The sequence below is a fragment of the Trabulsiella odontotermitis genome (genome assembly GCF_001188485.1).
GTDB lineage: Bacteria > Pseudomonadota > Gammaproteobacteria > Enterobacterales > Enterobacteriaceae > Trabulsiella > Trabulsiella odontotermitis_A.
Genome location: NZ_JNGH01000046.1, coordinates 1 through 18,948, shown reverse-complemented (window position 1 = coordinate 18,948; position 18,948 = coordinate 1). Strand labels below are relative to the sequence as shown.

Annotated in this window: 14 protein-coding genes, 4 pseudogenes and 1 riboswitch; of the genes and pseudogenes, 9 read left to right on the top strand and 9 right to left on the bottom strand. The window is 55.6% G+C overall.

Annotated elements, in window-relative coordinates; genetic code table 11:
* Positions 1-20: 20 nt before the first annotated feature.
* The 4 genes and pseudogenes from yqiA to nudF all read right to left on the bottom strand — a co-directional run bounded on the left by yqiA (position 21) and on the right by nudF (position 2,499).
* The gene (yqiA, locus tag GM30_RS03095) at positions 21-596 is read right to left on the bottom strand and encodes an esterase YqiA (protein ID WP_049847447.1); all 576 of its coding nucleotides are present in this window, start codon (positions 594-596) and stop codon (positions 21-23) included.
* Positions 597-604: 8 nt separating this feature from the next.
* Positions 605-1,432 carry a 3',5'-cyclic-AMP phosphodiesterase gene (gene cpdA, locus GM30_RS03090; protein WP_049847446.1) on the bottom strand — a complete coding sequence of 276 codons (828 nt, stop codon included), beginning with the start codon at positions 1,430-1,432 and terminating at the stop codon, positions 605-607.
* Between the two features lie 25 nt (positions 1,433-1,457).
* The gene (locus GM30_RS03085; protein WP_049847445.1) at positions 1,458-1,880 is read right to left on the bottom strand and encodes a DUF1249 family protein; all 423 of its coding nucleotides are present in this window, start codon (positions 1,878-1,880) and stop codon (positions 1,458-1,460) included.
* Positions 1,880-2,499 (bottom strand): annotated as a pseudogene (gene nudF, locus GM30_RS03080) (ADP-ribose diphosphatase). Before nudF ends, GM30_RS03085 begins: the two are co-directional and overlap by 1 nt.
* A 197-nt stretch (positions 2,500-2,696) precedes the next feature.
* Here nudF and tolC point away from each other — a divergent pair.
* The 3 genes and pseudogenes from tolC to GM30_RS03065 all read left to right on the top strand — a co-directional run bounded on the left by tolC (position 2,697) and on the right by GM30_RS03065 (position 6,137).
* Entirely contained in the window at positions 2,697-4,190 is a 1,494-nt protein-coding gene (tolC, locus tag GM30_RS03075; RefSeq protein WP_072094019.1) for an outer membrane channel protein TolC, read from the top strand.
* Positions 4,191-4,330: 140 nt separating this feature from the next.
* Positions 4,331-4,971 (top strand): annotated as a pseudogene (locus tag GM30_RS03070) (DUF1190 family protein).
* A gap of 5 nt (positions 4,972-4,976) precedes the next feature.
* Positions 4,977-6,137 carry a glutathionylspermidine synthase family protein gene (locus tag GM30_RS03065; protein ID WP_049847443.1) on the top strand — a complete coding sequence of 387 codons (1,161 nt, stop codon included), beginning with the start codon at positions 4,977-4,979 and terminating at the stop codon, positions 6,135-6,137.
* Between the two features lie 3 nt (positions 6,138-6,140).
* Here the strand turns inward: GM30_RS03065 and ygiD are convergent, their stop codons facing one another.
* Entirely contained in the window at positions 6,141-6,929 is a 789-nt protein-coding gene (gene ygiD, locus GM30_RS03060) for a 4,5-DOPA-extradiol-dioxygenase (protein ID WP_049847442.1), read from the bottom strand.
* A gap of 131 nt (positions 6,930-7,060) precedes the next feature.
* Here ygiD and zupT point away from each other — a divergent pair, with 131 nt between their 5' ends.
* The 5 genes and pseudogenes from zupT to GM30_RS03035 all read left to right on the top strand — a co-directional run bounded on the left by zupT (position 7,061) and on the right by GM30_RS03035 (position 13,157).
* Positions 7,061-7,834, top strand: coding sequence for a zinc transporter ZupT (gene zupT / locus GM30_RS03055; RefSeq protein ID WP_049847441.1), 774 nt, complete (start codon positions 7,061-7,063; stop codon positions 7,832-7,834).
* A gap of 426 nt (positions 7,835-8,260) precedes the next feature.
* Complete coding sequence (locus GM30_RS03050) at positions 8,261-8,842, top strand: fimbrial-like protein (RefSeq protein ID WP_049847440.1); 582 nt, start codon at positions 8,261-8,263, stop codon at positions 8,840-8,842.
* Positions 8,843-8,892: 50 nt separating this feature from the next.
* Positions 8,893-11,463 (top strand): fimbria/pilus outer membrane usher protein, encoded by a 2,571-nt coding sequence (locus GM30_RS03045; protein ID WP_080993380.1) that lies wholly within the window; start codon positions 8,893-8,895, stop codon positions 11,461-11,463.
* Positions 11,450-12,184, top strand: a complete 735-nt coding sequence (locus GM30_RS03040) for a fimbrial biogenesis chaperone (protein ID WP_049847438.1) — start codon at positions 11,450-11,452, stop codon at positions 12,182-12,184. The genes GM30_RS03045 and GM30_RS03040 overlap by 14 nt, the downstream gene beginning before the upstream one ends.
* A 2-nt stretch (positions 12,185-12,186) precedes the next feature.
* Positions 12,187-13,157: pseudogene (locus GM30_RS03035) on the top strand (pilus assembly protein).
* A 36-nt stretch (positions 13,158-13,193) separates the two neighbouring features.
* Here GM30_RS03035 and ribB read toward each other — a convergent pair.
* A complete protein-coding gene (gene ribB / locus GM30_RS03030; protein ID WP_049847437.1) occupies positions 13,194-13,802 on the bottom strand; it encodes a 3,4-dihydroxy-2-butanone-4-phosphate synthase in 609 nt (202 codons plus the stop codon).
* A gap of 107 nt (positions 13,803-13,909) precedes the next feature.
* A riboswitch (FMN riboswitch) is annotated at positions 13,910-14,057 on the bottom strand.
* Between the two features lie 128 nt (positions 14,058-14,185).
* On the opposite strand from ribB, the gene ubiK reads away from it, so the two are divergent.
* The gene (ubiK, locus tag GM30_RS03025; RefSeq protein ID WP_049847436.1) at positions 14,186-14,473 is read left to right on the top strand and encodes a ubiquinone biosynthesis accessory factor UbiK; all 288 of its coding nucleotides are present in this window, start codon (positions 14,186-14,188) and stop codon (positions 14,471-14,473) included.
* A gap of 33 nt (positions 14,474-14,506) precedes the next feature.
* Here ubiK and glgS read toward each other — a convergent pair whose 3' ends face one another.
* The 3 genes and pseudogenes from glgS to glnE form a co-directional block, all read right to left on the bottom strand.
* Entirely contained in the window at positions 14,507-14,716 is a 210-nt protein-coding gene (gene glgS / locus GM30_RS03020) for a cell surface composition regulator GlgS (protein WP_238158692.1), read from the bottom strand.
* Between the two features lie 198 nt (positions 14,717-14,914).
* Positions 14,915-16,348, bottom strand: a complete 1,434-nt coding sequence (gene hldE / locus GM30_RS03015; protein WP_049847434.1) for a bifunctional D-glycero-beta-D-manno-heptose-7-phosphate kinase/D-glycero-beta-D-manno-heptose 1-phosphate adenylyltransferase HldE — start codon at positions 16,346-16,348, stop codon at positions 14,915-14,917.
* 47 nt (positions 16,349-16,395) lie between these two features.
* Positions 16,396-18,948 (bottom strand): annotated as a pseudogene (glnE, locus tag GM30_RS25965) (bifunctional [glutamate--ammonia ligase]-adenylyl-L-tyrosine phosphorylase/[glutamate--ammonia-ligase] adenylyltransferase); the annotation flags it as partial.

Sequence of the window (18,948 nt, the reverse complement as noted above, 5' to 3'; positions counted from 1 at the left end):
TCGTAGATAGTTCAGTTTGCTTAATGCAAACCCAGGAAATCGATAATCTGTGTGAAATGATCTTCGAAGCCAATAAATGCGTGGTTACCGCCCTCCTCCACCGTCTGACGGCAGGAGGCGTAATACTCTACCGCCTGGCGGTAATCAAGCACTTCGTCACCCGTCTGTTGCAGCAACCAGATAAGATCCGGCGCCTCCAGCGGGTCGATCTGCATCACTTTGAGATCGTAAATATGGCGTGACTCTAGCACATATTGTTCACCGGTGTAGGGATTCTCATTATGACCGAGATAGTTTAGCAAGAGTTCAAAGGGTTTAATCGCCGGATTAACCACCACCGCAGGCAGCATAAAGCATTGCGACAGCCAGGTGGCGTAATAACCGCCGAGCGATGAACCGACCACGCCCAGCGGTTCGCCGCCGAGCTCCAGCACTAAACCTTCCAGCAGCTCGGCCGCTTCCGCCGGAAACGCCGGCAGCTGCGGGACCACCATGTTGATCTCAGGATGCGTTTGCGCCAGCCACTGTTTCATGGCCGTCGCTTTCGCCGAGCGGGGCGAACTGTTGAAACCGTGCAAATAGAGAAGCGTAGACATGCGGAACCTTAATACCCTTCCGAAGCGGTATCGGGACGGAACTGCGCCGCTTCGAGTCGACAGACTTCGGTGGTCAACGTGCCGTCAGCGTGCAGCTCGATCCAGCGCCAGCCCGGCGCGATGGTGTCGAGCGTAAAATTGGCACAGTGCGGTTTAAACTGCACGCACGTTGATGGCGTCGCCATCATTCGCCGTCCGTTCCAGGCAACGTCCATTTCCTGATGAATATGTCCGCAGAGCAAATTTTTAACCCGCGGATACGCTGAAAGCACCTGATCCAGCGCTCCGGCATTGCGCAGGCTGTGTTGATCCAGCCAGCTACACCCCGACGCCAGCGGATGATGATGCAACAACAACAGCGTGTTGCGTTCGGCGGATTCCGCGAGTTTATGCTCCAGCCATTCGAGCTGGAAGTCGCTCAGCTCGCCGTGCGGGACGCCAAACACCTGGCTGTCGAGCAGGAGGATTTGCCAGTGGTCACCCACCAGTACGCGTTTTGCGGGAGAAATTCCGGCATCCTGTAAAGTGCTGTACATCGCCGGCTGGAAATCATGATTTCCCGGCAACCAGACACAAGGTGCGGCAAAGCCCGCGATGCCTTCAGCGAAATGCTGGTAGGCCGCGGAAGAGTGATCCTGTGCCAAATCCCCTGTCGCTACAATCAGATCACACTCACGCTGTGAGGCGCGGATGGCCTCCAGTACCGCCTGGTAACTTTCCCAGGTATTCACTCCCAACAGCGTTTCATGTTTCTCAGCAAACAGGTGAGTATCTGTAATTTGTAATATCCTGACCCTGGCCCCACCAGCCAGAGGAAGGTTTAACAGGCTTTCCAAATGGTGTCCTTAGGTTTCACGACGCTTAGTAAACCGGAATCGCCATCGCTCCATGTGCTAAACAATATCTCAGCCAATCAGCCAGAAACTGATTGATTTGATGCTTTTCGTCGCGTTGATGCAACTTCTTATTCGGGTAATCATACCGTGCTTTGAAGCGAAAGATCTGCTGGCTTGAACACACTTCAGCCACCATCGCATCATGATAAAGCCGCACGGTCATTGACGGCAGACTCCAGTAGCTTATCGCCGGTGCCGTCTGTTCAATTTCCACCAGTGTAGTGTAGCGGGTGGTCTCGGTTATCGTTAACCGATATTGCGCATTCGTCACCTGATAGCTCACCGTTTCGCCGGGTGCGTCAGTACGAGGCAGCAGGCGGCGCAAATGTGCAAAATTGGTCTCGCACAGGCGCATCATTTCTGGGAAGTCAGGTGTATAACGCTTCATTATTTCCACTCGTTTCGTAAAGCCTGATAATGCAGTTGCAGCCATTGCAGAGCGATGACAGACGCTGCGTTGTCGATTTTCCCCTCTTCTACCCATTGGTAAGCCTGTTCCCGGCTTACCACATGAACCCGAATATCTTCGTTTTCATCAGCCAGACCGTGAATTCCATCCGCGGTAGTGGCGTCCACTTCGCCTACTAATATAGACAGGCGCTCGCTGGTTCCCCCCGGACTTGCCAGATAACTCANNTCCGCCCGACGATAAGGCCAGCCTCTTCGACCGCTTCGCGGCGGGCGACATCTTCCACCGTTTCGCCCTCTTCTATCATACCGGCGACCATCTCGAGCAACCACGGTGTGTCACTGGTGTCATACGCTGCAATACGGATTTGCTCGACCAGCACCACTTCGTCACGCACTGGGTCAAAGGGTAGCAAGACTGCAGCATGACCGCGCTCAAAAATTTCTCGCGTCACTTCACCACTCATTTCGCCATTAAACAGACGATGGCGAAAGCGATAAAGATCAAGCGAAAAAAAACCGCGGTAAAGCGATTCACGTGCAATAATTTCTACATCTTTTTTGGAGAAGGTAACGGCCTGTTCACGAGGCTGAGTCATTATTCGTTCCTGCCATGATTGTGGTGAAATTATGGATTTAAAGTCAGTTTGGCTACTGTTTTACTGACCATATGATAGATTGGTGCAAATTAACGCCAGATGGCACATTACGCCAACTTTTTCGAATGGCAGACTCTGGTACAATCGGCGAACATTTTTTTTGAATTAGATCAGCGCTAAATGCTTCACAACAAGGAATGCAAATGAAGAAATTGCTCCCTATCCTTATCGGCCTGAGCCTGTCTGGTTTCAGCGCAATGAGCCAGGCGGAAAACCTGCTTCAGGTGTATCAGCAGGCACGTGTCAGCAACCCTGACCTGCGTAAATCAGCAGCCGATCGCGATGCTGCATTCGAGAAGATTAACGAAGCGCGCAGCCCACTGCTTCCTCAACTGGGCCTTGGTGCGGACTATGAGTACAGCAACGGTTACCGTGATCAAAACGGCATTAACTCTAACGCGACCAGTGCGTCTCTGTCACTGACGCAGACGCTATTTGATATGTCGAAATGGCGTCAGCTTTCGCTGCAGGAAAAATCAGCCGGCATTCAGGATGTCACCTATCAGACCGATCAGCAAACGCTTATTCTGAACACCGCGACGGCCTATTTTAACGTACTGAGCGCCATTGATTCCCTCTCCTACACTGAAGCGCAGAAACAGGCGATTTACCGCCAGTTGGATCAAACCACTCAGCGCTTTAACGTGGGTCTGGTTGCCATCACCGACGTGCAGAACGCCCGTTCGCAATACGATAACGTACTGGCTAACGAAGTGACTGCTCGTAACAACCTCGACAACGCCGTTGAACAGCTGCGTCAGGTGACCGGCAATTACTACCCGGAACTGGCGTCACTGAACGTCGATAGCTTCAAAACCGACAAGCCGAACGCGGTTAACACGCTGCTGAAGGAAGCGGAAAAACGCAATCTGTCGCTGCTTCAGGCGCGTTTAAGCCAGGATCTGGCGCGTGAGCAAATTCGCCTCGCTCAGGACGGCCATCTGCCGACCCTGAACTTAACGGCGTCAACCGGCGTTTCTGACACCTCCTACAGCGGTTCTAACACTGGCGGTGCTAACGCGTCACGTTTTGAAGACAGCAACGTCGGCCAGAACAAAGTTGGTCTGAACTTCTCACTGCCGCTGTACCAGGGCGGGATGGTTAACTCTCAGGTGAAACAAGCGCAGTACAACTTTGTCGGTGCCAGCGAACAACTGGAAAGCGCGCACCGCAGCGTCGTGCAGACCGTGCGTTCTTCCTTTAATAACATCAACGCCTCAATCAGCAGCATCAACGCCTACAAACAGGCCGTGGTCTCTGCGCAGAGTTCGTTAGATGCGATGGAAGCCGGTTACTCGGTCGGTACTCGTACTATCGTTGATGTGCTGGATGCCACCACCACGCTGTATAACGCCAAACAGCAGCTCTCCAGCGCGCGTTATAACTACCTGATTAACCAGCTGAATATTAAGTCTGCGCTCGGTACGTTGAATGAGCAGGATCTGCTGTCGCTGAACAATGCGCTGGGTAAACCGATCTCCACCACGCCAGAAGCGGTGGCACCGGAAAACCCGCAGCAGGACGCCAGCGCTGACGGTTACAGTGCCGATAGCGCCGCACCGGCAACACAGCCTGCCGCCGCACGCACCCTCTCCAGCAGCAACCAGGGTGCAAACCCGTTCCGCAATTAATCTTGCCTGTACCCGGCGCCACTGTGCGCCGGGTATATGTAAGGCAACGTAAAGATCCCCTCCCTGCCATACCTGTCGCTTCAATTTCAACCACTCATCCTCTATCCTTGACCACTACCACTGGGTCCTGGAAGACAAAAATGAAACGGACAAAAACTATCAATCATGCGTCGTTCCGCAAAAGCTGGGGCGCACGCCATCTGACTCCCGTCGCGCTGGCTGTTACGGCTGTATTTATGCTGGCAGGCTGCGAAAAAAGCGACGAGACGGTCTCGCTGTATCAAAACGCGGACGACTGCTCGGCCGCGAATCCGGGCAAGAGCGCGGAATGTACCACGGCGTACACCAATGCGCTGAAAGAAGCGGAGCGTACGGCACCGAAATACGCCACCCGCGAAGACTGCGTGGCTGAGTTTGGCGAAGGCCAGTGCCAGCAGGCACCTGCTCAGGCAGGCATGGCGCCGGAAAGCCAGGCGCAGGCGCAAAGCAGCGGCAGCTTCTGGATGCCGCTNTGAGCGGCGGCGCGGGTTATCAGCAGCAGCCGCTGTTCAGCTCGAAGAACCCGGCCAGCCCGGCATACGGTAAATACACCGATGCAGGCGGCAGAAATTATGGTGCCGCGCAGCCGGGCCGCACGATGACCGTGCCGAAAACCGCGATGGCGCCGAAACCGGCCACCACCTCTACGGTCACCCGTGGCGGCTTTGGCGAATCCGTCGCTAAACAGGCCACCATGCAGCGCAGCGCGTCCGGTACGTCCACACGTTCAATGGGCGGCTAAGCGACATGGAAAGAGTCAGCATCATTGAGCGCCCGGACTGGCGTGAAAAAGCGACCGAGTTCGGTTTCAATTTTCACACCATGTATGGCGAGCCGTACTGGTGTGAAGACGCCTATTACAAACTCACGCTGGCGCAGGTGGAAACGCTTGAAGACGTTACCGCCGAGCTGCACCAGATGTGCCTGCAGGTAGTCGACAAGGTTATCGCCAGCGACGACCTGATGGCGAAGTTCCGCATCCCGAAACACACCTGGGGTTTCGTTCGCCAGTCGTGGCAAACCCACCAGCCGTCGCTCTATTCGCGTCTGGATCTGGCGTGGGACGGCGTGGGCGAACCGAAGCTGTTAGAGAACAACGCCGACACACCCACCTCGCTGTATGAAGCGGCATTCTTCCAGTGGATCTGGCTGGAAGATCAAATCAATGCCGGGAACCTGCCTGCCGGGAGCGATCAGTTCAACAGCCTGCAGGAAAAGCTCATCGAGCGCTTTGGCGAACTGCGCGAGCAGTTTGGTTTCCAGCTGCTGCACATGACCTGCTATCGCGATACCGTTGAAGATCGCGGAACCGTGCAGTATCTGCAGGACTGCGCCAACGAAGCGGGCGTCGCGACAGAATTCCTCTTCATTGACGACATTGGGCTTGGCGAAAAAGGCCAGTTTACCGATCTGCAGGATCAGGTGATTGGCAATCTGTTCAAGCTTTATCCGTGGGAATTTATGCTGCGCGAGATGTTTTCCACCAAGCTGGAAGACGCGGGCGTACGCTGGCTGGAACCGGCGTGGAAAAGCATCATATCCAACAAAGCGCTGCTGCCGCTGCTATGGGAAATGTTCCCCGACCACCCGAACCTGCTGCCCGCGTATTTCGCCGAAGACGACCATCCGCCAATGGACAAATACGTCGTGAAACCCATCTTCTCACGTGAAGGGGCGAACGTGTCGATCGTCGAAAACGGCAACGTGCTGGAAGAAGTGGAAGGTCCGTACGGTGAAGAGGGAATGATCGTCCAGCAGTTCTGGCAGTTACCGAAATTTGGCGACAGCTATACGCTGATTGGTAGCTGGCTGATCAACGATCAGCCCGCCGGTATTGGTATTCGTGAGGACAGAGCGCAGATCACCCAGGATCTGTCACGCTTCTATCCCCACATTTTTGTCGAGTAACGGTCAGCCGATTTGCACTGACAGCATGCTTAACGAGCCCATCTCGAGACCGTCCACCGGGATCGTGATGGGTTCTTCACCATCCCACGCGCCCAGCACGTACAGCAGCGGCAGGAAGTGATCCGGCGTCGGGTTAGAGAGAGAACCGCCTTCATGCGCCATGTAATTGACCAATGGATGCTGTTCCACCGGCCCTTTCCAGTCGAGGTTGGCCTTTACGTAGTCGTTAAACGACGTTGCCCACGGATAAGGCGAGCTGTCGCCATGCCAGCGTACCGTACGCAGGTTATGCACCACGTTACCGCTTGCCACCAGCATAATGCCCTCATCGCGCAGCGACGCCAGCTTGCGGCCCATTTCCATATGCCAGGCAGCCGGTTTGGTGCTGTCGATACTGAGCTGCACCATCGGAATATCGGCGTTCGGGTACATTTTGATCAGCACGCCCCACGAGCCGTGATCAAAGCCCCAGGCTTCTTTATCGAGCGCAACGGGAACCGGTGCCAGCAGCGAAACCAGTCGTTCAGCCAGTTCGGGCGATCCCGGTGCCGGATAGTGCGTATCGTACAGCGCCTGCGGGAAACCGCCGAAATCGTGAATCGTTTTCGGTGCTTCCATCGCCGTAACGCCAGTGCCGCGCGTAAACCAGTGCGCAGAGACCACGACGATTGCTTTAGGGCGCGGCAGATCCTCACCCAGACGTTGCCAGGCGCGGGTATAGCGGTTGTCTTCCAGCACGTTCATCGGGCTACCGTGACCAAGAAACAGCGCTGGCATTCGGGTACGAGACATGATGTTATCCTTTGCAGGGGGGTAATGTAATGACTCCACATTACCCTTTTTTTAGAAAGGATAAACTCAGATAACCGTGATGATCTTCATCAAATAGTTTGAATGAACGGATGTAGTCGCAGGAGAATGTAATGTCAGTACCACTCATTCTGACCCTTTTAGCCGGTGCCGCCACCTTTATTGGCGCCCTGCTTGGCGTACTCAGCCAGAAGCCGTCCAATCGCCTGCTGGCGTTTTCCCTCGGCTTTGCCGCCGGGATCATGCTGCTGATCTCACTGATGGAAATGCTTCCGGCGGCGCTGGCGACTGAAAACATGTCGCCGGTGCTTGGCTACGGCATGTTTATCATCGGCCTGCTAGGGTACTTCGGGCTCGATCGCATGCTTCCGCACGCGCACCCACAGGATCTTATGCACGGCGAGAAAGCAGTGATGCCGCGCAATCTCCGGCGCACCGCAGTTTTGCTGACGCTCGGCATCAGTTTGCACAACTTCCCGGAAGGGATTGCCACCTTCGTCACCGCCAGCAATAACCTCGAACTGGGTATTGGCATTGCCTTTGCCGTGGCATTGCACAATATTCCTGAAGGTCTCGCCGTCGCCGGTCCGGTGTATGCTGCAACAGGCTCCCGGCGCAAAGCGGTGTTCTGGGCGGGCGTTTCAGGGATGGCCGAAATTCTGGGCGGCGTGCTGGCCTGGCTTATCCTTGGCAGTCTGGTTTCACCCGTTGTGATGGCCGCCGTCATGGCCGCTGTGGCGGGGATTATGGTGGCGCTGTCGGTGGATGAACTGATGCCGCTGGCGAAAGAGATCGATCCCCACAATAACCCAAGCTATGGCGTGTTATGCGGGATGTCGGTGATGGGCATGAGCCTGGTGGCGTTGCAGTCTATGGGAATTGGTTAATGACGACATGGCGCTGCGAAGCATTCCGCAGCGCCATAGCATGTCATTTTCTATAAAAGTGTTTAATTTAATTTCATAGCGGCAGTTTATTTATCATTCTGAGACTACCGCAACCCCGGAATATTAACGTTATAAATATCTTTAATTTATTACCTTAACGATATAATAGTATATATATCTGCTGACATTTTTATTTAACGCTCACAGCAGGAGAAGTAAATAATAACTCACCTGTTGTTTTACGCCGCCACTGCAATCGCGCCCATTCACGTCAAATATAATATTAATTTTACTACATCCTTTGCTTAGAAAATCTAAAAAGACAACCCTTTCGCCAGTGTTATCCTTCGCTCCGGTAACGTTACCGTTTTTTAAAATATAACGTTATTACCGCATATTTTATTAACATATAAAGGATTACTCTGAATGTTCAGGAAAATATTAGCCGTTGCGTTAACGTCGGCGCTCCTTTCCGGTACCGCTTTTGCTGCCCCAGATGTCCCGGAGCAGGGATCGGGCCAGGTGACGTTTTCTGGATGGGTTATCGAATCTCCGTGTTCCATTAAACCGGGTGATGAAGATCTGCAGGTAGACCTCGGCGAAGTCGCCACCAGCGTGCTCAACAGCGATAAAATGTCGTTAGCCGCTGACTTTACCATTCACCTTCAGGACTGCATCCTGTCGAAAGAGGTCGACGGGCAAACCGTTACCACCAACAAAGTTGACGTCACCTTTTCCTCCGCCAACGTCAATGCCACCGACTCCAGCCTGATGAAAAACAGCGCCGAAGATAACGAAGGTGGCGCATCGAACGTCGGTGTTCGTATTCTTGATGAAGGTAATGAAAAGGTCACGCTTGGGGAAGCCGTGGCGGTTAATTTCCCCAATCTGAATTCCTACCAGGAATTAAATTTTAAGGCCCGCATGGAAAAAACGCCGGATGCCGCCGGGGATGTAACACCGGGTAACGTGAATACCATCGCTAATTATATTCTTAATTACGAATAATTCATTTTGCGTAACAGAAATGGCCGGTGATCCGTTTGCCGGCTTTCAGGATGCCCTACCAAAAGAATGGACTCATGCGCAGATTCCTTTTTTCGCCAATCACCAGATTAGCGGCTTTTGTAAAAAACATCTTATTTCTCCTGATGGTTTTTTCGGGTATGCCTGCCGTTTCTCTTGCTGTGGAATTTAATACCGACGCCCTCGACGCCGACGATCGTCAGAACGTCGATCTCAGCCAGTTCGAAAAGAGAGACTACATTTCACCCGGACGTTATCCGGTGCAAATCACGCTTAATAAAAATACCCTGCCCGGCGAATGGATCCTCGAATGGCAGGCAACGAATGCGGAAAGCGGCTCAGCACTGTGTCTCACGGCAAGCCAGCTGTTGCAAATGGGTTTTGACGACGCCTTTGTCCGCCAGCTCACCCGCCGCGGCCAGACGTCGTGTCTGGATATCATCAACAAACCCGAGTTCAGCGCAAAGCTCGATAAATCCACGATGCGTCTGACGCTGACTGCGCCGCAATCCTGGATGAAGTATCACGCGAAAAACTGGACCCCGCCGGAGTACTGGGATACGGGTGTCAATGGCGCGCTGCTGGATTACAACCTCTACGCCAGCCAGTATTCGCCGCACGACGGCGACAGTACGCAAAGCTTCAGCGCCTACGGCACAGCGGGCATCAACCTGGGCGCATGGCGACTGCGCTCTGACTATCAGTACAGCCAGAATTTTGTCAGCGGTAACAGCACCGATACCGACAGCCGTCTGGCGCGCACGTACCTTTTTCGTCCTTTGCCGTCGCTGGCGTCAAAGTTCACCCTCGGCCAGTACGATCTCAGCTCCGATATTTTCGATACCTTTCATTTCACGGGAGCGACGCTGGAAAGCGATGAACGTATGCTGCCGCCGGATTTACAGGGCTATGCGCCACAAATCACCGGCATCGCGCAGACCAACGCCAAAGTCACCGTATCGCAAAATGGCCGCGTACTGTATCAGACCACCGTCACGCCGGGACCGTTTACCATTTCCGATATGGTCGACACCCTGCAGGGGCAAATGGATGTCACTATCGAAGAGGAAGATGGACGAACCAGCAGCTTTCAGGTCGGCTCGGCGTCCGTACCGTTTTTGACCCGTCAGGGCCAGTGGCGATATAAAACCTCCGCCGGGAAACCGACCTCAAACAGTCATAACGACGTGCATAATCCGCTGTTCTGGACCGGGGAATTCTCATGGGGATGGCTGAGCACCACCTCGCTGTACGGTGGCGCTATTTTGACGGCCGATGATTATCAGGCATTCACCTCCGGCATCGGTTTTAACCTCAACGTGCTGGGTGCGATCTCCTTTGACGTCACGCGTTCGCAGGCCAACCTGACGCAGGAGACAGGCAATAACAGTCAGCACGGTTACAGCTACCGCATGAACTACGCCCGCCGTTTTGACGCCACCGATAGCCAGATCACCTTCGCCGGTTACCGCTTCTCTGACAAAAACTACGTGTCGATGAATGAATATCTCGACTACCGCGAGGGCGACAACGGCAGCGATAACGAAAAAGAGAGCTACGTGCTGTCGTTCAGTCAGGCCATCGCCCCCTGGGACATGAGCGCCTGGCTGAATATCAGCCGCAACACCTACTGGAATGCCGCCAGCAACACCAGCTACTCGCTCTCGCTCAACCACAGTTTTGCCATTGGCGAACTGAAAGGCCTCTCTGCATCGCTGGCCGTCACCCGTACCCGCTGGGATGACACTGACGAAAACCAGTATTACTTCTCCCTCTCCGTGCCGTTAAGCACGGGGCGGAATCTGGCCTATAACCAGCAGCGCTACGGCGATAACACCACGCAGTCGCTGTCGTATTACGACGCATCCGACCGCGATAACACCTGGAACCTCTCCGTTTCTGCAGATAACGATCAACTCAGCGACGGCGAGCCCGCGCTACGGGGAAGCTATCAGCATTACGCTCCGCCGGGCCGTCTGAGCCTCGCCGCCAGCGTGCATCCGAACAACTACACCTCAATGAACCTGGGCTGGAACAGCGCGATCACTGCCACCCGCTACGGCGTGGCGATACACGATCGCCCCAGCGGTAACAACGCGCGCATGATGGTCGATGCCAATGGCGTTTCCGGTGTTGAGCTAAATCGTGGGCGAAGCGTCACCAATGCCTTCGGCATCGCGGTGATCCCTTCGCTCAGCAATTACCAGACCACCACCGTGCAGGTAAACAGCAACACGCTCCCGGAAGGCGTGGATATCAGCAGCCCGGTGTTCCGTACCACACTGACGGAAGGCGCCATCGGTTACAAAGCGCTTAACGCCAGCCAGGGGTATCAGATTATGGGCGTTGTCAGACTGGAGAATGGTACGTTTCCGCCGCTCGGCGTGTCGGTCATTGATACCCGCACCCACAAAGACATCGGCCTGATCGCGGACGATGGTTTTGTCTATCTCAGCGGGCTTCAGGAAAACAGCGTCCTCAGCGTGAGCTGGGGCGAGCACCGCTGCGAAATCACCCCACCCAACCACAGCAGTCTCGACAGCGCACTCATTCTGCCTTGTCGAAACACCCACCATGCCAGAGAAAATCATGAAACCGATTGATATCGCGAAAGGGCTGATCCTGTTTTTGTCAGCCATCAGCCTGACGCACGCGGCCATTTTGCCCGATCGCACCCGGCTTATTCTCAACCAGGGCGATAAAAGCGTCTCCCTGCGTCTGAGTAATAAAAGCCAGACGCTGCCCTATCTCGCGCAATCCTGGATTGAAGATCAGACCGGGGTGAAAAATCGCGATTATATTTCCACCGTACCACCGCTGGTGCGGCTTGAACCCGGCGAGCAGACGCAGGTCAGGCTGATGGGACTGCCCGCCCTTGCCCGGCTTCCGGCGGATCGGGAATCGCTGTTTTATTACAACGTGCGGGAAATCCCACCGCGCAGTGAAGGGCAAAACGTCGTTCAGATTGCGATGCAAAGCCGTCTGAAGCTGTTCTGGCGACCAAAAGCGATTCGCCTGAATACCGGGCAGCCGCTGCCCTGGAAATCGGTCAAACTCACGCGTACCGAAAACGGGCTGCACTTCAGGAACACCTCGCCCTACCACATGACCGTCGGCTACGTCGGTACTGATGGTAAAACGCTGCTGAAAGGCACAACCAGCCTCATGCTCGCGCCCTTTAGCGAACAAACGTTACCCGTGAAAAACCTGCCGCCGCAGTTTCAGGTGGGGTACATCGGTGATTTCGGCGGGCTGAATTTGTATAAGGCCAGTTGCAACGCGGTTCAGCGTGAATGCGACAGCCAGCCAGCACAGAAGGGGTGATTATGCGCACATTTGCTCTTTTGTTTACGCTGCTGATCGCCTTGTTTTCAGCTCCCACCTGGGCGGTGGATTGTTATCAGCGCGTGCATGGCGGCCCCACGGATTATACCGTCACGCTGCCACCGTTTATGGTGCCGGTCGATGCCCCATTAGGCAGTAAAATCTGGGAAAGCCGGGATATCAACATCACGGTGTATTGTGATAACGCCCAGAGCTGGAGCTCGGTTCATCCTTCCGAGTCGCTCTTTGCCTGGCTGATGCTGAGCGCCACCAACAATGCCGATGTGCTTGATAACCCCTATTTCACCTTTGGCGTGACCTATAACGGCGTTGACTATACAGGCGCCGATATCGGCATTCCAACCGGGGCCTGCCTCGACAAGAAAAATAGCGGCGGCGTGTTTGAGCCAATCTGCAACGGCGTCACGCCGCAGCTCAATACCTCCTTCAACGCCCGCTTTCGCCTTTTTATTCAGTTGAAAGCGATACCCGCAGATCTGGATGAGCATTTTGATTTCGGTGAGATTAACGTCGTGCAGTTTGACGGCCAGGGCGGCGCAAATCTGATGGATGGCGCGAAGAACCTGCGCTTCAACATTGATGGCCTCGACAACATCACTTTTCTGGATTGCAGCGTGGACATCAGCCTTGAGCCGCAGAATCAGGTCGTTGATTTTGGCGTACTGTCGCGCAGAGAGCTACAAAATACACCAGCAACACAGTCGTTTCGCTTATCCGCCACCAAAGATCTGGCGGCAGGCTGTACGCAGACCTTTGAGGTCGAAACCAGCTTTTACGACAACGACGGCGCACTGTACGACGCCACGCATCTTGATATGGGGAATGGCCTTCTGCTGCGCATTNGGAAAGCTTCACCCATGATTACACCGCCGAGCTGACGAAAAACCCGTCGCAGGAGATCGCCGTCGGGCCGTTCAGCAAAACGGTGACCATCAAAATCAACTACCACTAGACGCAAAAAAGCCGGGGATCGCCCGGCTTCTCTCATTTACAGCGGNCCCCCAGCCATATCGTGCTCACCAGCAAACTTAATGCACTCCGGCGCGCGCGCCATTGAGCCATCATCGTTGGTCAGTTCACACAGCACGCCTGCTGGCTTAAAGCCCGCCAGGGTAACCAGATCAATCGTCGCTTCAGTGTGGCCGCCGCGGGTCAGCACGCCACCCGGCTGCGCGCGCAGCGGGAACACGTGGCCAGGGCGGTTCAGGTCGGACGGCTTAGCGCCATCAGCAATCGCCGCACGAACGGTGGTGACGCGGTCGGCGGCAGAAACGCCGGTCGTTACGCCTTCAGCGGCTTCAATGGTGACAGTAAAACCGGTACCGTAGGCACTGGTGTTGTTCTCAACCATCATCGGCAGATCAAGCTGTTTGCGACGATCTTCGGTCAGGCACAGACAAACGATGCCGCTGCCGTGACGAATGGTCAGCGCCATTTGTTCAACGGTCATGGTTTCGGCGGCGAAAATCATGTCACCTTCGTTTTCACGATCTTCATCATCCAGCACCATCACACCGCGGCCTTCGCGCAGCGCGGTAAGTGCGTTTTCCACACGTTCGAATGGCGTGCCAAAAGAGGAAAGTAGCGTCTGATTCATGGTAATAAAAACCTCATTAAAATTGTGGTTACCAGAATCAGGGCAGTCTTAGGAGTACCGTACAAGCGGCAAAAAAATAACGTGAGCGGGCGCAAACCCGACTGGATCGTTACTCTCTCCCATCCGGACTTTAACCGTCGGCCCCGGAATTACACCGGATCTGCTGACCTCCTGAATGTTCAGGAGCGCTCGCGGGCTTTCAGCGTTCGCTGATTTACCGCCGGTGGGGAATTTCGCCCCGCCCTGAGAATAAGCGGGTTAACTATAACGCGATTGACTATCCTCGGCAATGCATTGAGTTCAAACATTTGTATTTAGGGTTTATCGACTTCCGTTCAGGCACTACAATGAACATCAGAACAGAGACGATCAGGGAAACGACAATGATTGACCCGAAGAAAATTGAGCAAATCGCCCGCCAGGTACACGAATCGATGCCGAAAGGTCTGCGTGATTTTGGTGACGATGTGGAGAAAAAAATCCGCCAGGTGCTGCAGTCGCAGCTGACCCGTCTGGATTTGGTGAGTCGCGAAGAGTTTGACGTGCAGACGCAGGTGCTGCTGCGCACGCGTGAAAAACTGACACTGCTGGAACAACGCCTCAGCGAGCTGGAAAATCGCACCAGCACGCCGACAGCCGTCACCCCGCCGCCGGTGGAGCCGCAGGACTAAAAACAATAACGGGCCTTTCGGCCCGTTGTTACGTTAAAGCTCCGTCTCCAGCGCTCGCGTCCTCTGTGTTTGCTGGCAATAAAAATCGTAGCGGATGTAAAACCACTCACGCTGCGCTTCATCCATATTCCCGGTGACTGCTTCGAGATCAACCGATTGGCCAAGCGAGTGCATTCTGGCAAAGCTACGTGCGATAAAATCGAAATTGTTCAAAATGTAGAGTTCGTTTTGGTTCATCGGCATACTCCTTCAGTCAATGCGTTTCTGAGTCGGCTATATGCTTTTTCCTGCTTCCAGTATTTATCTTTACTTTAGGCTAAATGTACGCAAAACGTGCTCATTCATTCGCTAATTTTTGCGCTGTGTCATAAACCCACACATTCACCACGGTTTGTTGATGACCAGCGCGTGTATTTAGCGATTTACCGCGACGCAGCGGCGTTACTGACCGCTGTCTTTCTGGATTTTCTTGATGATATTGGTGGTGGAGCAGCCATCTTCGAAGTTCAGCACCATCACCTCGCCACCGTTAGCCCAGACCTCTTCGCTCCCGGCGATTTGCTCTGGTTTGTAATCACCGCCTTTCACCAGCAGATCCGGCAGGATCCCGGCAATCAGGCGTTGCGGCGTGTCTTCTTCAAAGGAGACCACCCAGTCGACCGCTTCCAGTGCGCCGAGCACAATCATACGTTGCTCTAGCGGGTTAACCGGGCGACTTTCGCCTTTCAGACGTCTGGTGGACGCATCGCTGTTCACCGCCACAATCAGACGATCGCCAAGCTTACGGGCATTCGCCAGATAGGAGACGTGACCGGCATGCAGAATGTCGAACACGCCGTTGGTCATTACCACTTTTTCGCCGCGTTTGCGCGCCGCGATAACCGCCTGCTTCAGTTCGTCTTCGGTCATCACGCCAAAACCGGTATCGGCACGGCCACGCACCGCGTTTTCCAGTTCGATCGGCGAAACGGTCGAGGTACCGAGTTTACCCACCACCACGCCTGCCGCAGCGTTAGCAAAATAGCACGCTTCTTCAAGCGAATTCCCGGCTGCCAGCGTCGCTGCCAGCACGCCAATCACCGTGTCGCCTGCGCCGGTAACGTCATACACTTCCTGCGCCTGCGTTGGCATATGCAAAGCCTCTTTGCCCGGCTGCAGCAGCGTCATGCCCTGCTCAGAACGGGTCACCAGCAGTGCGGAGAGGTCAAAATCGGCAATCAGCTTCATGCCGCGCTCAACGATCTGCGCTTCGTCTTTGCACTTGCCCACCACCGCTTCGAACTCAGACAGGTTCGGCGTCAGCAGCGTCGCGCCACGATAGCGGTCAAACTCAACGCCTTTCGGGTCGATCAGTACCGGTACGCCCGCTTTACGCGCCAGTTGGATCATCGACTGAACGCTGCTCAGCGCCCCTTTGGCGTAGTCAGAGAGCACCAGCGCGCCAATGTTGCCCAGCGCCTGCTGAATGCGCTCGTGCATCGGCTGCGGGTCAACGTCCGCAAACCCTTCTTCGAAATCGAGACGAATCAGTTGCTGATTGCGCGACAGGACGCGCAGTTTGGTAATGGTAGGATGCGTCGGAACAGTAACGAAATCGCACTTCACGTTGACGTCCGCCAGCGCTTTGCTCAGCGCGCGCGCCGCATCGTCGATACCGGTCAGCCCGACCAGACGCGCAGTGGCACCGAGCGAGGCGATGTTCATTGCCACGTTCGCTGCGCCACCCGGGCGCTCTTCGATGGTGTCAACTTTAACGACCGGGACCGGCGCTTCCGGGGAAATACGGCTGGTCGGCCCGTACCAGTAACGATCCAGCATCACATCTCCAACGACCATGACGCCTGCACGTTCGAACTCTGGCAGCGTTACTTTCATTCCTGACTCCTGAAAGATTCACAATTTGCGCGCGATGATACCACCACTTACTTTGAACCGCACGACTCCACCAGCCACTTCTGCCAGCTGGCGCTGACGCGCGCGCGTTCTTCAGCGAAGGCGTCCTGCGCCACATGGCCAGCCGATTCCTGCAGCGCAAGATGGTGCAATTCATCTCGCAGCGTGGTGTAGGCCCGCGTAAGCGCCATCGCTTCCTCTTCATCCATAATGTCGTTCTGCGCCAGCAGTTCGAGGATCCGCACATTATCGGACCAGCGCGTCAGCTTCGGCTTCAGATGAGCATAGCGCAACACCAGGTACTGGGTAATAAACTCGATGTCGGTGATCCCACCGGCATCGGCTTTTATATCAAAGCGATCGCGGTGTTTATTGCCCAGATGGGCGCGCATTTTTTCGCGCATTTCACGCACGTCCGTCTGCAGCTTTTCACCGTCACGCACGGTCGTGAGCACCGCTTTGCGGATCGCATCAAACTGCGTGTGCAACGCCGGATCGCCGTACACCACGCGGGCGCGAACCAGCGCCTGATGTTCCCAGGTCCAGGCTTCGTTTTTCTGATAATCAGCAAACGCGTCTGTGGTCGTTACCAGCATTCCTGCCTCCCCGGACGGACGTAAGCGAGCGTCCACTTCGTACAGAATGCCTGACGATGTGCGGGTGCTGAACAGATGCATGATGCGTTGCGCCAGCCGCAGGTAGAACTGACGACCATCGATCTCGCGTTCGCCATCGGTCATCACATCCGCCGGGCAATCGTGCAGGAAAACCAGATCGAGATCGGAACTGTAACCCAGCTCCCAGCCGCCCAGCTTGCCGTAACCGACCACGGCAAACCCGCGGCCTTCACGATCGTGCAGATGCGTCGGCTGGCCATAACGCGCCACCATCTGCACCCACGCCTGATGCACAGCGTCCCGGCGATGTCCGCCGCCGCGACGCGCAGCAGTTGCGCCTGCTTAAACTGGCGCAGCGCTTCCAGCTGTTGCTCTTCGTCTTCTTCAGGCACCCGCAACAGATACTGACGCAAATCGTCACGATAGGCATCAGTCGCGGTCGGCTGGTACAGCGTGCCGGGATCGAGCAGTTCGTCCAGCAGCAGCGGGTAACGCGCCAGCTGGCTGGCCACCATTGGTGAGGCGGCGCAGAGCGAAATCAGGTGTTTGAGCGCGCCGGGGAATTCGCTCAGCAATTCAAGATAGGTGGTACGGGTGACAATGCCGCTCAGCAGCGGCGTGATACGCGCCAGCGGCACCGGCGCGTCGGCGCGGCTGCAGATTTCACTCAGCAGATGCGGCATCAGTTGATCCAGCACCTGCCGCCCGCGTGGGCCAATCGAGCGCCGGTCGAGCTCTTTGCGGAAATCGGCAATCAGCGCCACTACCCGATGGCGATCGCTGTCGGAAAGGTGCGCCAGCACCGGCGTGTTGTCCTCTTCCTGTAACGCGTCCTGCCACAGTTCGCGCCAGAGTTCGGAGATCGCCTCTTCCTGCGACGGCGTTTCGTCATCGCCAATCAGCTCGTTGAAGATGCGGCGTACGGCGGTCATATGCGCCGTCAGTTGCGCGTCCAGCGCGGCCCAGTCCGGGAAATTCATGCCCCACGCCAGCCGGGCGCGATTAAGCTCATCCGTTGGCAAGGTCTGGGTTTGTTCGTCATTGATGCTTTGCAGCAGATTTTCCAGGCGGCGCAGGAACAGATAGGCCACGCGCAACTGTTCTGCATCGCCGTCCGGCAGCAGGTGCAGCGCGTCAATGGCTTCCAGCGTCACCAGCAGCGAACGCGACTGCAATGACGGCTCACGTCCGCCACGAATCAGCTGGAACACCTGCACGATAAACTCGATTTCACGGATCCCGCCCGCGCCAAGCTTGATGTTGTCTTTCAGGCCGCGGCGACGCACCTCGCGCGCGATCATTCCTTTCATATTCCGCAGCGACTGAATGACGCTGAAATCGATGTAGCGGCGGAACACAAACGGGCGCAGCATCGCCCGTAATTCGCTGGCATTGACGTCGTCGGCATCGCCCATCGGACGTGCTTTGACCATCGCGTAGCGCTCCCAGTCGCGCCCCTGCTCCTGATAGTAATCTTCAAACGCGGCAAAGCTCAGCACCAGCGGGCCGCTGTCGCCAAACGGGCGCAACCGCATGTCGACGCGGTAGACAAAACCGTCCTGCGTCGGCTGGTCGAGCACTTTGATCAGCCGTTGCCCGAGGCGGGTGAAAAACTGCGCGTTATCGAGCTCACGCCGCCCACCGCGGGTCGAACCGTGCTCGGGCCAGGCAAAAATCAGATCGATATCCGAGGAAAAATTCAGTTCGCCGCCACCGAGCTTCCCCATCCCGAGGATCAGCAGCGGTTGCGGCACGCCGTCAGCGTTACAGGGGGTTCCCCATTCGCGACAGCAGGCGTCGTACAGCCAGTCGCGCGCGGCGACGATCAGCGTCTCGGCAAGCGCGCTTAACTGCTGCAGCGTGTTTTCTTCGCTCACCAGCGATAGCGTCTGCATCCAGGCGATGCGCACCATAATGCGGCGGCGAAACAGCCGCAGCTCGCGCATCAGCGCGGGCTCATCCTGC

Coding starts and splice junctions, on each gene's coding strand:
- GM30_RS03045 (WP_080993380.1), top strand. CDS start 8,893: ATGCCCTACCAAAAGAATGGACTCATGCGCAGATTCCTTTTTTCGCCA.
- GM30_RS03065 (WP_049847443.1), top strand. CDS start 4,977: ATGGAAAGAGTCAGCATCATTGAGCGCCCGGACTGGCGTGAAAAAGCG.
- hldE (WP_049847434.1), bottom strand. CDS start 16,348: ATGAAAGTAACGCTGCCAGAGTTCGAACGTGCAGGCGTCATGGTCGTT.
- GM30_RS03050 (WP_049847440.1), top strand. CDS start 8,261: ATGTTCAGGAAAATATTAGCCGTTGCGTTAACGTCGGCGCTCCTTTCC.
- zupT (WP_049847441.1), top strand. CDS start 7,061: ATGTCAGTACCACTCATTCTGACCCTTTTAGCCGGTGCCGCCACCTTT.
- GM30_RS03040 (WP_049847438.1), top strand. CDS start 11,450: ATGAAACCGATTGATATCGCGAAAGGGCTGATCCTGTTTTTGTCAGCC.
- tolC (WP_072094019.1), top strand. CDS start 2,697: ATGCAAATGAAGAAATTGCTCCCTATCCTTATCGGCCTGAGCCTGTCT.
- ubiK (WP_049847436.1), top strand. CDS start 14,186: ATGATTGACCCGAAGAAAATTGAGCAAATCGCCCGCCAGGTACACGAA.
- GM30_RS03085 (WP_049847445.1), bottom strand. CDS start 1,880: ATGAAGCGTTATACACCTGACTTCCCAGAAATGATGCGCCTGTGCGAG.
- yqiA (WP_049847447.1), bottom strand. CDS start 596: ATGTCTACGCTTCTCTATTTGCACGGTTTCAACAGTTCGCCCCGCTCG.
- ygiD (WP_049847442.1), bottom strand. CDS start 6,929: ATGTCTCGTACCCGAATGCCAGCGCTGTTTCTTGGTCACGGTAGCCCG.
- glgS (WP_238158692.1), bottom strand. CDS start 14,716: ATGCCGATGAACCAAAACGAACTCTACATTTTGAACAATTTCGATTTT.